The following is a 13245-nucleotide window of genomic DNA, read 5'->3' as shown; positions in this document are numbered from 1 at the left end:
GTGGCTTTTCGAAACACATGTGGCTTTTCGGCATAATAACTAAACGTAACACTTGAACACAAATACTCTCATTTGATGCAATTAAAGCATGATTACTAGAGAAGAACTATCAACGATGATCCACACCCGCACCGAACTCATTGCCTCGGCAGCCTACACGCGAATCACCTTGAGCCACGCCCTCAACCGCGGCGAACTCACCCGTATCTCAAAAGGGCACCTTCTCCCCACCCAAACCTGGAACAACCTACACCCCAACGACCAGCACTACGTGCGCATCCTCGCTCACCTCAACGAATACCCCGCCAACATCCTTGCTGCCCAAAGCGCCACCATCGCCTGGGGCATCTCTTCCCTCAGCCCACCGCGCCATGTTCAGGTACGAGGAACCGGAGGCGGCCGCCGAGAAAACATCCAGCGCATCCAGGACACCCTCACCGCGAACAGCTCCATCGTGTACACGCCCGAGGGGATCCCCACCGTCACGCCGCTAACAGCTATCACCACCTGCGTGAAAACCCTACCTTTTCGCGATGGGCTCGTACTGGCCGAAAGCGCCCTTCAGCGCTTCACTCAGGAACCGGATATGCTCACCTATGAGGAGCTCAAGAAAGAACTCTCTTCGGCCTCCGGGCGGGGGTGCAGGACCGCCCGCCTTGTCGGGCATGAACTCAGCCCGCATTCAGAATCCGTTGCCGAAACCTGCATGCGGCTGCTTCTCGATGACCAAGGAATCCGCTACAAGCAGCAAGAAATCATCATCTACGAAGGTCATACCTATCGTGTGGACTTTCTACTGCACACCATTAGCCTCCACAGCAGACCCATCATTCTGGAGGTGGACGGCAAAGTCAAATACAACACCAAAGAGGACCTGGTTCGTGAGAAGATGCGGCAGGACCGGCTACTCCACGCGGGGTATGCCGTCGTCCGTGTTTCTGCTAAGGACGCTATCTACCGTCCGAGGCAGGCTCTGCAGGTGCTGCGTACTGCTGGGGTGCCCCAAATTTAACCGCGAAAAGCCACATGTGTTTCGAAAAGCCACGTCTTTGGTGGCTTCTCGAAACACATGTGGCTTTTCGGCGTAAGAGGGAGGGTTAGTCCAGCAGCGCGTCCACGAATGCTTCCGGGTCGAACGGTGCCAGGTCGTCCGGGCCCTCGCCCAGGCCGATGAGCTTGACGGGAACGCCCAGCTCCTCCTGAATGGCCACGACGATACCGCCCTTCGCGGTGCCGTCCAGCTTAGTCAGCACAATACCGGTCACGTCCACGATCTCACCGAAGACCTTCGCCTGGATCATGCCGTTCTGGCCGGTCGTCGCGTCGATGACCAGGAGCACCTCGGTCACCGGGGCTTCCTTCTCAATCACACGCTTGATCTTACCGAGCTGGTCCATCAGGCCGGCCTTATTCTGCAGGCGGCCCGCGGTATCCACGAGCACGGTGTCGACGCCTTCTTCCTTGCCGGTCTTAACCGCATCAAAGGCGACCGAAGCGGGGTCGGCGCCCTCCTTCTCGGAACGCACCGTCTTCACGCCCACGCGGTCACCCCAGGTGGTCAGCTGCTCCGAAGCGGCGGCGCGGAAGGTATCGGCGGCGCCCAGAATCAGGGACTGACCGTCCGCAACCATCACGCGGGCAATCTTACCGACGGTCGTGGTCTTACCCACGCCGTTCACGCCAACGACCAGCACCACTCCGGGATTGCCGTCGCTACCGGAGGTCTTCAGCTCGCGGTCCATGTCGGGGCCGACAATCTTCACGAGCTCCTCGCGAAGCATCTTCTTCACGGCGGCGGGGTTATTCGTACCCTCGACGCGCACGCGCTTCTGCAGGGCCTCAACCAGGCGGGTGGTCGGCTCGGAACCCAGGTCAGCCAGCAGCAGGGTCTCCTCGACCTCGTCCCACACATCCTGGTCAATGCGGTCACGAGACAGCAGGGAAAGCAGGCCCTGACCAAGCATGTTGTTCGAGCGGGCCAGGCGGGCACGCAGACGAACCAGGCGACCCGCGGAGGGGTCGGGCATCTCAATTTCAATGGAGCGAGGTGCCGAGCTCTCAGCCTCCGGTGCTGACTCACCGGAGGCGGCGGCCGCTTCCTGACGCAAAGACTGCAGGTTCGCGGTCTTCTTGGGTCGGCGCAGAACTGCGAAAAGCACACCGGCAATCACCAGTACGCCCAGCACAATCGCACAGATTATCATCATCGTTTCATTCACACTACTAGCTTACCGGCTTGGGAGGTTCCGTCGGTCTAGTTAACGCGCGTGCCCGGCCCGGCCCGGAGTAGACTGGACACTATTGAAGTTTTCTAGCTGAGCGCAGCCGGCGTTTAGGGGTGGGGCCCCGCGGCTGCCTCACCCCACACACACGAGGATGCGCATGAGGAACCCTGCCACAACACCGCCCGTTTTTGATCCACGCACAATCGACCCAAACCGCGTGCCGACCGGTCTGAAGGTTCTGATTGTTGCCTCGTTCATGATTGCGGTAGGTTTCGGCCTGGTCGCGCCGGTGCTGCCGAATTATGCGCAGAACTTTAACGCGACGGTCGCCATGTCGACGATGGTGGTTTCTGCGCTGGCGATTACGCGTCTGCTGTTTGCGCCGACGGCGGGCAAGATTATTACCCGTTTCGGTGAACGTCCGGTGTACACGATTGGCATGCTGATCGTGTCCGTGACCTCGTTCATGATTGCCTTCGCTTGGGATTACTGGGTGCTGTTGGGTTCGCGTGCGGTGGCGGGTATCGGCTCGGTCATGTTCACGGTCTCCGCAATGGGTCTGCTGGTGCGTCTCTCCCCTCCCCACATGCGCGGCCGTATTTCCGGTTATTACGCGACGGCGTTCCTGCTGGGCAACCTGCTGGGCCCGGTCATTGCGAGCGCCCTGGCTCCGTTTGGTCTGCGCGCGCCGTTTATCGTGTACGGTTTTTCGCTGCTGGTGGCGGGCCTGATTGTGTGGTTCTTGATGCCGTCGCAGGCGGCCCTGGAGGCCGAGCGTGACGCGATTGCCGAGGCGGCGCGGCTGGCTGAGGGCAAGGGCACCGGGACTCTGCCGTCGGAGGCTCCCTCCCCCGCTTCTGACAGCGCCGAGCGCTCTGAGGCTGAAGCTAATTCCCCCGCCCAGGCTGTCCCTCCCGCCGAGGCGCAGGCTGACGCCTCCGACAAGGCCGCCCGCTCCGAGGCCGCTTCGGGTAGGAGCAACCTGCCGGCGATGACGGTTCGTGACGCGTTGAAGTTCACGAATTACCGCTCCGCTCTGGTTTCGAATTGGGCGATTGGCTGGTCGGTGTTCGGCGTGCAGTCCTCGATTATTCCGCTGGCCGCGGCGTATTTGGCGACCGGCGGCGACATGTCGAACGCCGTGGCGGGTACTCTGCTGGCCTCGTTGGCGATGGCGACGAACTCGTTGGGCAACGCGCTGACGCAGACGTTCTCGGGCCGTTTCTCGGACCGTTTCGGCCGCCGTGTTATGGCCTTCTCCGGCCTGCTGCTTTCGGGCTCTGCGGTGACTTTCCTGGGCTTCGCGCCTGTGGCCTGGGTGTTTGTCTCGTTGACGGCGTGCCTTGGTATTGGTGCGGCGTTTATGGGCCCGTCGATTCAGGCTGCGGTTTCTGATGTGATTGGCACCCGCCGCAGCGGCGGCCAGGTGTTGGCGGTGTACCAGATGTGCAGCGATTTCGGCATGATTCTGGGCCCGCTGGTGGCCGGTCTCATCGCGGATGCGTGGGGCTTCGTCCCGGCGTTCGTGTTGAGCGGCTTGCTGCTGGTGGCGGCGGCCTTCACGTGGGCTCCGTTCCAGAAGGCTCGCTGGCCGAAGGATATTGCGGACGCCGACTACACGGGCCGCTAAGCACTCTATAACATGTGAAAAGCCGGTGTCTGCTGTGAAGCAGGCACCGGCTTTTCACTTACCAGGCTTATGTTCGGGAAATAGATAAAGAAAATCCGACAGGATAACCCCAGATTCGGGTGAGCTAGCTGCAACACCCGACCCCAGACCAAGCCACCTATATATCCCCAGCTCAAGGCAAGCTGACCCGAGAACGAAACCCCGTACCAACCCCTATATCAACCTCACCGAGGGGTAGGCGACCTAGAGGGCGTACCGGACACGCGAAGCGGGGGCTCCGTCCTCGAGGTGCCTCAGGCACCGATGAGGGGGCACTCCCCCGCAAGCGGCGTCCGGTACAACCTCTCCAAACAACTAACCCACAGGCTAGCGGGTCACGGGCACCTTGGAGAATTCGCGCACGGTACCTTCGGGGTCGCCGGAACGAACCAGCGCTTCACCGATGAGGATCGCATCGGCACCGGCGCCCGCGTAGGCGCGCACATCCTCGATGCCGGCGACGCCGGACTCAGCAACCTTAATCACCGGGTCGGGCAGGTGCGCTGCGAGGGATGCGTAGTGCTCGTTATTGACCTCAAGGGTCTTGAGGTTGCGCACGTTGATGCCCACGATCTTGGCGCCGATGCGCTGGGCGACCTCGATTTCTTCGGGGGTGTGGGTTTCGACGAGGGCGTTCATGCCGAGCGACTCGGTGAGTTCCAGGAACTCGCGCAGGGTCTTCTCGTCGAGTGCCGCGACAATCAGCAGCACCAGGTCGGCGCCGTGTGCGCGTGCCTCCCAGATCTGGTACTCGTCGACGGTGAAGTCCTTACGCAGCACGGGGATGTTCACGGCGGCGCGAACAGCGTCCAGGTCGGCCAGAGAGCCTTTGAAGCGGCGCTGCTCGGTGAGCACGGAAATCGCTGCGGCGCCACCTGCCTCGTAGCGTGCGGCGAGCGCGGCGGGGTCCGGAATCTCGCCAAGGGCACCCTTGGAGGGTGAGGAGCGCTTCACTTCGGAGATGATGCGCACGGTCGAGCCGTTGCCGCCGCCGGGTACCTCACCGCGGAGAGCGGCAATCGCGTCGCGGGCGGGTGCGGCGGCGAGGGCTCGCTTCTTCATCTCCTCGAGAGGAACCTGCTGTACGCGGGCGGCGAGGTCTTCGCGGACGCCAACGATGATGTCGTCGAGAACGGTGCTCATGGTGTCTCCTTGGGTTACTGGGCGGCGTTGACGGCCGCGTCCGCGTCGAGGGGTGCCAGGCCGGAGGCGGTCAGCACGGCGCGCAGCGGGGCGGCGGACTTGTTGACGGTTTCGAGGGCTTCGGAATCGGGGTTGGAGTCCATCACGAGGCCCGCACCGGCCTGAACGTAGGCGGTGCCTTCTTTGAGGACGGCGGTGCGAATGGCGATGGCCATGTCCATGTTGCCGGCGAAGTCGAAGTAGCCGCACACGCCGCCGTAGACGCCGCGGCGGGTGGGTTCGTATTCGTCGATGAGTTGCATCGCGCGAGGCTTGGGCGCGCCGGAGAGAGTACCGGCCGGGAACGCAACGCGCAGCACATCGTAGGCGCTGAACTGCGGGTCGAGTTCGGCGCTGACGGCGGAGGAAATGTGCATGATGTGGCTGAAACGCTCAATAATCATGAACTGGTCGACGGACACGGTGCCGGGCTTGGCGATGCGCGAGAGGTCGTTGCGTGCCAGGTCGACGAGCATAAGGTGCTCGGAGCGTTCCTTTTCGTCGGCGAGCAGCTCCTCGGCCAGGGCCACGTCTTCCTCGCGGGTTGCGCCGCGCGGGCGGGAGCCGGCGATAGGGTGGGTGCTGGCGATGCCGTGCTTGAGGGTAACGAGCGCCTCCGGGGAGGAGCCGACAATGTGGAACGGGGTTCCCTCAGCGTCGTCAAAGTTGAAGAGGTACATGTACGGCGAGGGGTTGGACTGGCGCAGCACGCGGTACACGTCGAGGGGGCGGGCGTCGGTCTGCGCCTCGAAGCGACGCGAGAGCACGATCTGGAAGACGTCGCCGTCGATGATGTTCTTCTTGGAACGCGCGATGATGTCCTTGAAGTCCTGGTCGCTCCAGGTGAGGGTGACGTCCTCGCGAACCTTGCGGTTGACCTCGTCCACGCCCGAGAGAATGGAGGTGGTGGCCGCGGCGCCGCGCTGCAGTCGGCGGAGCATACTGTGCAGGCGCGCGACGGCATCGTCGTAGGCACCGTCGACGTTTTCGCTGGTGCCGTTGAAGTTAATGGCGTTGGCGACGAGCAGGACCGTGCCGTCCTGGTTGTCGTGAATGGCCATGTCGGAGACCATGTTGAGCGCGAACTCGGGCAGCTTCACGTCGTCGGCGGGCGGGTTGGGCAGGTTCTCCCAGTGGCGGACGACATCCCAGCCGAGGTAGCCGACCAGGCCGGAGGTGAGCGGCGGCAGGTTGGGGTCGGGCTCGGTGTAGAGCATCTGCAGGGTCTTGGCGATGGCTTCCACGGGGTCGCCGTCGACGGGCGCGCCGGCGGGGGTGCGACCCTGCCAGTGGACGGCACCGTCAACGGTGGTGAGGGTCGAGCGGGAGGACGCGCCGATGAAGGAGTAGCGTGCCCACGAAGCGGACTCGCCCTCGGAGGAAATCGTGGCGGATTCGAGCAGGAAGGTGCCGTGGGCTGCCTCAACGGGCGCGCCCTGATCGTCCTGGAGTACGAGGGAACGGTAGATGCCGATGGGGGTGAGCGAGTCGGCGAGGATTTTAATGTGGACGGGAATCACGCGGGTTCCGGCTGCGCGGGCGCGGAATTCTTCGCGCGAGGGGGTGATGGTGCCCAAATCCTGCATTACTGTACTCCTTTGGGGTGGGGTGACGCCGGTGGTGCCGCGATGCGTCGGGGTAGGTGGCGGGTTCTGTGTTCAGTCTACCCGCGGGGTGTTGATTCGTGTTGGCCCGTGGTATTGGCCCGTAGCCGGCACAGCAGGTGCGGCCCTCGTCGAGCCTGCCGGTCGCGGCAGGGACGATGCGGGCCGGCGCCTCCGCGCCTCAAGGGGTCCGGAGGCGCCAATCCGCGAACGCCGTGAAGCCGCCGAGGGCGGCCCCGCTACGGGGTAGACGTGCCGTTAGGCGAGGTTCTTGAGGGTTGCCGCGGTCTGCAGTGCGGCGGCGGTTGCCTCGTAGCCCTTGTCCTCGGTGGAGTTCTCCAGGCCGGCACGGTCCAGGGCCTGCTCCTCGTTATCGCAGGTGAGCACGCCGAAGCCGATGGGGCGGCCGGTGAGCACGGAAACGTCAGTCAGGCCGCCGGTTGCGCCCTGGCAGACGTACTCGAAGTGCGGGGTGCCGCCGCGAATCACGACGCCGAGCGCGACGATGGCGTCGAACTTATCGGCGAGGCGAGTTGCGGCGACGGGCAGTTCGAAGGTGCCCGGAACGCGCACGAGGGTGGGTTCAAGGCCGGCGTCGCGGGCGGCGCGCTGCGCGCCGTCGATCAGGCCGTTCATGACTCGGGTGTGCCAGCTGGCCGCAATGATGGCGAGCTTGAAGCCCTTGTAGTCTTCGGGGTTGAGGGAGGTGTCTGCTGCGCCGACGCCGCTCATGGTGTTCTCCTTTTGGTGGGTTTACTTGAAATAGTGGGGTGTCTGTTGTCCGGGGTTCGCAGGGTTGCTGACCGGCCGGGTTAGGCGCGCTCGAGCAGGTGACGCATGCGTTCCCGCTTGGTGTGCAGGTAGTGGGCGTTCTCAACTCGGGCGGGAATCTCGTCCGGGATCAGCTCGGTCACGCGCAGGCCGAGGCCTTCGAGGGCCTCCTGCTTGGCGGGATTATTGGTGACCAGGCGCATTTCGTGCACGCCGAGCTCCTGCAGAATCAGCGCCGCCTGCGAGTAGTCGCGCATGTCGCCGTCCAGGCCGAGCGCGAGGTTCGCGTCGAGGGTGTCGAGCCCGGCATCCTGCAGGGCGTAGGCGCGGAGCTTGTTGACCAGGCCGATGCCGCGCCCCTCGTGGTTGCGCACGTAGATGAGGTACCCGCCGGTGCGGCCGATAATGCGCAGGCCGTTCTCCAGCTGGGGTCCGCAATCGCAACGGAAGGAGCCGAAGATGTCGCCGGTCGCGCACTCGGAGTGGATGCGCACGGCGGGCGCTCCCCCGCCCTCGTAGGGTACGGGGTTGCCGTCGCGGTCGAGGGCCCGGGCGCTGAGGTGCTCGGCGCCGTCCGCGAAACGCCAGGCGCGCAGACCGAAGAGGCCGTTCGGGGTGGGAACGGCAACCTCCTCGGTGCTTTCGACCAGCAGCGGGCTGGGGTTGGGCACCATGTCGAGGGGGCTGACTCGGTAGCTCTCCGCGAGACGCGCGGCCGTAGCGCGGGACTCGGGGCTCAGGCTCTCGGGGCCCGTCGCCTTCGCGGTCACCTGCTCGGCCGCGTTCATCGCGCCGCTCATGCGTTCTCCCCGGTCGGAGCGTTCTGCGCCACGTACTTGATGAGGTCCTCGATGGAAATCATGGGCAGGCCGTGCTCGGTCGAGAAGGCGCGCAGGGCGTCGAAACGCATCATGGAGCCGTCGTCGTGCACGACCTCGGCGATAACACCCACGCCGGACAGACCCGCCGCGCGGGAGAGCTCCACTGCGGCCTCGGTGTGGCCGGGGCGCTGGGCCACGCCGCCGTCAACGGCACGCAGCGGGAAGATGTGGCCGGGGCGGGTGATGTCCGCCGGGCTGGAGGAGGCATCGGCAAGAATTTGCACGGTGCGTGCGCGATCCGCTGCGGAGATGCCGGTGCTCACGCCGGAGGCCGCATCGCAGGAGACGGTGTAGGCGGTGCCCTTGGGGTCCTCGTTGTTGGTGACCATGGGCGGCAGCTTCATCTCGTCGGCGCGCTTGTTGCTCATGGGGGCGCACACCACGCCGGAGGTGTAGCGGATCATGAAGCCCATCAGCTCGGGGGTTGCGTGCTCGGCGGCGAAGATGATGTCGCCCTCGTTCTCGCGGTCCTCGTCGTCCACCACGACCACGGCGCGGCCGGCGGCGATGGCGTCCACCGCGGTCTGCACGCTGTCCAGAACGCTCGCAGCATCGGCGCGGCGCGGCGCGACCTTCTCGGAGGAGGAAGCCTGAGGCGCGCCGGCGAAGGCGGTCAGGCGCTGCACGTACTTGGCGAGCGCATCGGTCTCGAGGTTCACGCTGTCGCCGACCTTGAGCGCGCCGAGGTTGGTTGCCTTCAGGGTTTCGGGAATCAGGCCGACCTCGAACCATGCGGGGCTCTCACCGGGCGCGGACACCGCGGTGACGGTCAGGGACACGCCAGAAACAGCGATGGAGCCCTTCTCAGCGAGCAGGGGTGCCAACTCGGTGGGCAGGTAGAAACGCAGGGTGCTCCACGCCTCGTGCGCGGTGACGGAAGCGAGGGTGCCGACCGCATCCACGTGGCCCTGCACGACGTGCCCGTCGAAGCGGCCACCGGCGGGCAGGCAACGCTCCAGGTTGACGGTATCGCCGGGGGTCAGGTCGCCGAGGTTGGTGCGGCGCAGGGTCTCGCCCATGGCGTAGGCACGGAACTGGCCGGGCTGCAGCTGATCGAGGTCGATGGCGGTAAGACAGACACCGTTGACGGCGAGCGAGCCGCCGTGCTCAAGATCGGTGACGATATCGCCAGCGTTGAGAGTCAGGTAGGCTGCGTCGCTACCCTCGATGGGGGTGATGGATTCTACGGTGCCGAGGGCGCCAATAATTCCGGTAAACATGTGTTTTCCTTTTCTCGCCGTATCCGCCGGTTGTCGTCGTTGAGGGTGACGGGCGGCGATGGTTTGCTCTACGTATAACTATACGTATTTTTCGAATATTCCCTGTAGTCGGATGCGGGACGTGCCAGTATGCGAACCTGGTAGCGTTCGGTGAAGCTACCGACGCAGTTCTACCGGGCCCGATTTGCCCGGCACGTACGGGGGCTAATCCAGCCGCGGTTCGGGCGCGCGGCAGGCGTCCAGCTTCGGCAGGGTGCGCCGTTCACCCGGTTCCTGTGCCGTTCCGCGAGGTGCTGGCACCAGGTGCGTTGCGGTGTCATTGCCGAGCACGCGCACCGCCGGGAACATTCCCAGGTCGTCCAGTTGCAGGCGCGGCGCCTGCGCGAGGGTGTCCACGAGCAGGCGATACACGGCGCTTTTGCCGCGGCCCATGATGATGGGGGCGCGGTACCAGACCATCTCGTCGATGAGGTCTTCACCGGCGAAGAGGCCAACCATGCCGGGGCCGCCCTCAATCATGAGGTGCCGCACACCGCGGTCGTAAAGCTCATCGAGCAGTTCGCGCGGGTCGTGGGTGAAGACCTGCAGGAAGTTCTGCGGGTCCGCCTCAACACCTTCGGGCGGGTTGAGGCCGCGAATCCGGTAGTTGTCCGTAATCTCGGTCTTACCCATGACCACGCGCAGCGGCTGCTTCTCGAAGCGTTCCCCGTTGGCGTCGCGCGCATCCAGGGTCGGGTCGTCCATGAGGGTGGTGCGGGTGCCAATCATGACGGCGTCGGCGCGGTGGCGGATCAGGTGCCCGTCAGCGCGGGCGGCGGGGCCGGTAATCCACTTGCTCGTGCCGTCGGCCGCCGCGATAAACCCGTCGAGCGTGGAGGCACTCTTGGCGGTCACGAAGGGGCGGCGTTCGGCGGCGGCAATGAACCAGCGCTCGTTCAGCAGGTAGGAGGCGTTCGCGAACTCCTCCATGGCGTGCACGGTGACGCCCTGCGAGCGCAGGTAGGCGGCGCCTCCTGCAGCGTTTTCGGTGTCGTCGCTGTAGGCGTAGTAGAGCTCGCCGATGCCCGCCTCGGCGACGGCGTGGGAGCAGGGGCCGGTGCGTCCGGTGTGGTTGCAGGGCTCCAGGCTCACGTACATGCGGGCGCCGGTGAGGTCGGTTCCGGCGGCGCTGGCGGCTGCGAGTGCGTCGGCCTCGGCGTGCGGGGTGCCGGCGCCTCGGTGGTAGCCCACGTGCAGCAGGTGTCCCTCACTGTCGGTGATGACGGCTCCGACGAGCGGGTTTGCGCCGCGAATACCCTGACGTGCGGCTTCGAGAGCCAGGCTCATCGCCTCGTCGTGGCTGAGGGCCTGCTCGGGGCCCGGCAGGTTCAGGGTGCGGGCGGCGGGTACGCCGGTGAGGTGCCCGTACTCGGCGGCGGAGTAGTCCAGGTCGTTGTGCGGAAGCGGCACAGTCGAGGGCGTGGTCGCGGGCAGGTAGCCCGTGTCTTTGGGAATGGGTCGCTCGTGCACGGCGCCAATACGCTCGGGCAGGGTACTCGCCGGGCCCTGGGCCTCGTGCTGAGAATCGGTGGTGGTCATCTCGCTTACGCCTCTTTCTACGATGCTACGTTCTGCGAAGCTACATTCTGCGCGGTGTTGCTCTTGGTGGCGACCTCGCACTCCGCCACGGAGTCCGCGGAAGCCAGGTCCGCAACGTCCACGGTCACGTCCGGGAACTGGGTCTGCACGCGAGCCTTCTGCACCTCCAGGTTGCGGGTGCGCCACCAGACGAAGAAGCCGACCAGGGTGAAGCATCCGTAGAACACGTACATGAGGGAGGTCGCGTAGTAGCCTGCGCTCCACAGCAGCGGCACGCCAACCAGGTCGACGGCCACCCAGATGAGCCAGAATTCAACCCAACCGCGCGCCATGCCGTAGGTGGCGAGCAGCGAGCCGGTGAAGATCCAGGCGTCGGACCAGACCGGTTCGTAGGAGCCGAGGGCGCGGAAGACGGGGGTGAGCAGCAGGGTGCCGGCGACCATCGCGACGACGAGGCCGGCGCGTTCGGTGTTCGTTGCCCACTGCGGGATGACGGCGGCACCCGCGCTCGCGTTACCGCCGGAGGCTCGGGTTGCGCGCCAACGGTACCAACCCCAGATGGACACGGCGATGAACATGACCTGGCGGCCCGCCTGGCCGAGCATGGTCACGGGGTGGGGGCTACCGACGAGGGTACCCAAAAAGACGGTGAGGAGCAGCAGATTGCCGAGGATTCCAACGGGCCATGCCCATACTTTGCGTCGCATGCCACCCAGCGCCGATGCCAGGCCGAATGCGTTGCCGAGGACTTCGCGCACGAGGAGGGATTGATCCCCCACGTGGATCTGTGCGTCGAAGAGCCACCGCAGAATGTCCATGATTCTTTCCTCTCGTGTGTGGACGTATTCCGGATGCGCTGTGTGCGCATCTGCGGCGGCTCCGGGGAGAGGAACAGAACCCATCGATTCCGGGCGCATCACGGGGTGGATGCACCGGCTCCGGTGTGTGAGCAAGGTCTGCGGACCCTTCGGGATACCACGACGAAACGTCGAACACGACCCTCACCGCGTTGTACCGCCGGTGGGGTCGCAGACACCTCCGTGAGGGGCGGGACCTGCCGTTTTCTGCTCGTGCTACCTTCCATCCAGACTGTACTGTCGGCACCGGATTTTCACCGGTTCGGCCGTCTGCCTGCTCGGGTGCTCGGTGGTTCGCCGCCGTAAATAGTCGGGCGGTGAACGCGAGTCTGCTCGATGCGGGCGAAACGGTTCGCGGGCTGTGACCGCCGGTTCGGAATTTCACCGACCCCGGAGCACGATGACGCTTCTGATTATGCCACAGCGCGGGCGGGGCGCATATTTTCTCGCCGCCGGAATAAATTACGTGACAAAATGACGTTTTTTGACGCTCCGTGACGATTGACCGCGCGCGATCCGAGGCTCTTTTAGACATCAGCGTCATGGAATTTATCACGATTTAATAACGATGAAGAGCGTCAAACGGACCAAAGTTCAGGGAGTCTATTTATGCAACCCCCAGAGGGTGTTGAACGACTATCAATAACGCGATGACTAGGAATTATAACAATAAGGTTAAATCATTGGTTGAAGGTTTACTTTAGGCGCGCTTTAAGGTTATTCTATCTACAGGAGCTCCCATCACCGATCATCCGGTTCCATGAGGGCATCGATTATTTTCGGACTCCTCCGAGCGTTTCCTGCAAGATGTTGACTCCTGCCATTGTGGTCTTCACTCCGCACGGGAATGCTTCACCATCGGAAGGAGCGACCACTCCGATTCCTGCCCGATGGAACCGGTATGGGAGCTTCTATAAATCTTCCGGACGGGCACCTCGCCCCGAAGGTCGCATACTCCCGTCTTCTCTGTCTATGCCTACCGTGGTGCGAGATGGAGAACGCGGGAACCTTGCGGGATGGTTTATTCCCGCGCGCTCTGCATTGTCTTGTGGAGTGTGGTGTGTTTGGGTGGCGTATCTGCAGTGCCGGAGCGGATACGCCACCCGTTTTTAACCTGTGAAACGTTTAGTAACCACGCACCCAGGTAAACCGACAGCGCAACCTAACGACAGAACAACCCCTTATTCAACCCAAATTAGGTGTGCTACCTCTGAAACCCAACCACAGACAACCCCTATATCAACCTCACCGAGGGGTA

Annotated in this window: 10 protein-coding genes and 1 riboswitch; of the genes, 2 read left to right on the top strand and 8 right to left on the bottom strand. The window is 64.1% G+C overall.

Features of this window, described 5'->3' with window-relative positions:
- Positions 1–115: 115 nt before the first annotated feature.
- The gene (locus tag HMPREF2874_RS06570) at positions 116–1012 is read left to right on the top strand and encodes a GxxExxY protein (RefSeq protein WP_070649561.1); all 897 of its coding nucleotides are present in this window, start codon (positions 116–118) and stop codon (positions 1010–1012) included.
- 85 nt (positions 1013–1097) lie between these two features.
- Here HMPREF2874_RS06570 and ftsY read toward each other — a convergent pair whose 3' ends face one another.
- Positions 1098–2207, bottom strand: a complete 1110-nt coding sequence (gene ftsY / locus HMPREF2874_RS06565) for a signal recognition particle-docking protein FtsY (protein WP_049334093.1) — start codon at positions 2205–2207, stop codon at positions 1098–1100.
- 235 nt (positions 2208–2442) lie between these two features.
- Here ftsY and HMPREF2874_RS06560 point away from each other — a divergent pair, with 235 nt between their 5' ends.
- Positions 2443–3855: an MFS transporter gene (locus HMPREF2874_RS06560; RefSeq protein WP_246823790.1), complete on the top strand. Its 1413-nt coding sequence runs from the start codon at positions 2443–2445 to the stop codon at positions 3853–3855.
- Positions 3856–4221: 366 nt separating this feature from the next.
- On the opposite strand, the gene trpC is transcribed toward HMPREF2874_RS06560, so the two are convergent.
- The 7 genes from trpC to pnuC all read right to left on the bottom strand — a co-directional run bounded on the left by trpC (position 4222) and on the right by pnuC (position 11948).
- Positions 4222–5037, bottom strand: coding sequence for an indole-3-glycerol phosphate synthase TrpC (trpC, locus tag HMPREF2874_RS06555; protein WP_070649555.1), 816 nt, complete (start codon positions 5035–5037; stop codon positions 4222–4224).
- A gap of 14 nt (positions 5038–5051) precedes the next feature.
- Positions 5052–6662: an anthranilate synthase component I gene (locus HMPREF2874_RS06550; protein ID WP_070649553.1), complete on the bottom strand. Its 1611-nt coding sequence runs from the start codon at positions 6660–6662 to the stop codon at positions 5052–5054.
- Positions 6663–6938: 276 nt separating this feature from the next.
- Positions 6939–7412, bottom strand: coding sequence for a 6,7-dimethyl-8-ribityllumazine synthase (ribH, locus tag HMPREF2874_RS06545; RefSeq protein WP_070649551.1), 474 nt, complete (start codon positions 7410–7412; stop codon positions 6939–6941).
- Positions 7413–7492: 80 nt separating this feature from the next.
- The gene (locus HMPREF2874_RS06540) at positions 7493–8251 is read right to left on the bottom strand and encodes a GTP cyclohydrolase II (protein WP_246823789.1); all 759 of its coding nucleotides are present in this window, start codon (positions 8249–8251) and stop codon (positions 7493–7495) included.
- Positions 8248–9552, bottom strand: a complete 1305-nt coding sequence (ribB, locus tag HMPREF2874_RS06535) for a 3,4-dihydroxy-2-butanone-4-phosphate synthase (RefSeq protein ID WP_070649549.1) — start codon at positions 9550–9552, stop codon at positions 8248–8250. The genes HMPREF2874_RS06540 and ribB overlap by 4 nt, the downstream gene beginning before the upstream one ends.
- A 204-nt stretch (positions 9553–9756) precedes the next feature.
- Positions 9757–11130 (bottom strand): bifunctional diaminohydroxyphosphoribosylaminopyrimidine deaminase/5-amino-6-(5-phosphoribosylamino)uracil reductase RibD, encoded by a 1374-nt coding sequence (gene ribD, locus HMPREF2874_RS06530; RefSeq protein ID WP_246823788.1) that lies wholly within the window; start codon positions 11128–11130, stop codon positions 9757–9759.
- 17 nt (positions 11131–11147) lie between these two features.
- Positions 11148–11948 (bottom strand): nicotinamide riboside transporter PnuC, encoded by an 801-nt coding sequence (gene pnuC / locus HMPREF2874_RS06525; protein WP_239663098.1) that lies wholly within the window; start codon positions 11946–11948, stop codon positions 11148–11150.
- A gap of 248 nt (positions 11949–12196) precedes the next feature.
- A riboswitch (FMN riboswitch) is annotated at positions 12197–12390 on the bottom strand.
- Positions 12391–13245 lie beyond the last annotated feature (855 nt).

The organism is Rothia sp. HMSC068F09, assembly GCF_001812775.1.
GTDB lineage: Bacteria > Actinomycetota > Actinomycetes > Actinomycetales > Micrococcaceae > Rothia > Rothia mucilaginosa_A.
The sequence above is the reverse complement of the archived record's forward strand: the minus strand, read 5'-3'. Positions and strand labels throughout refer to the sequence as shown.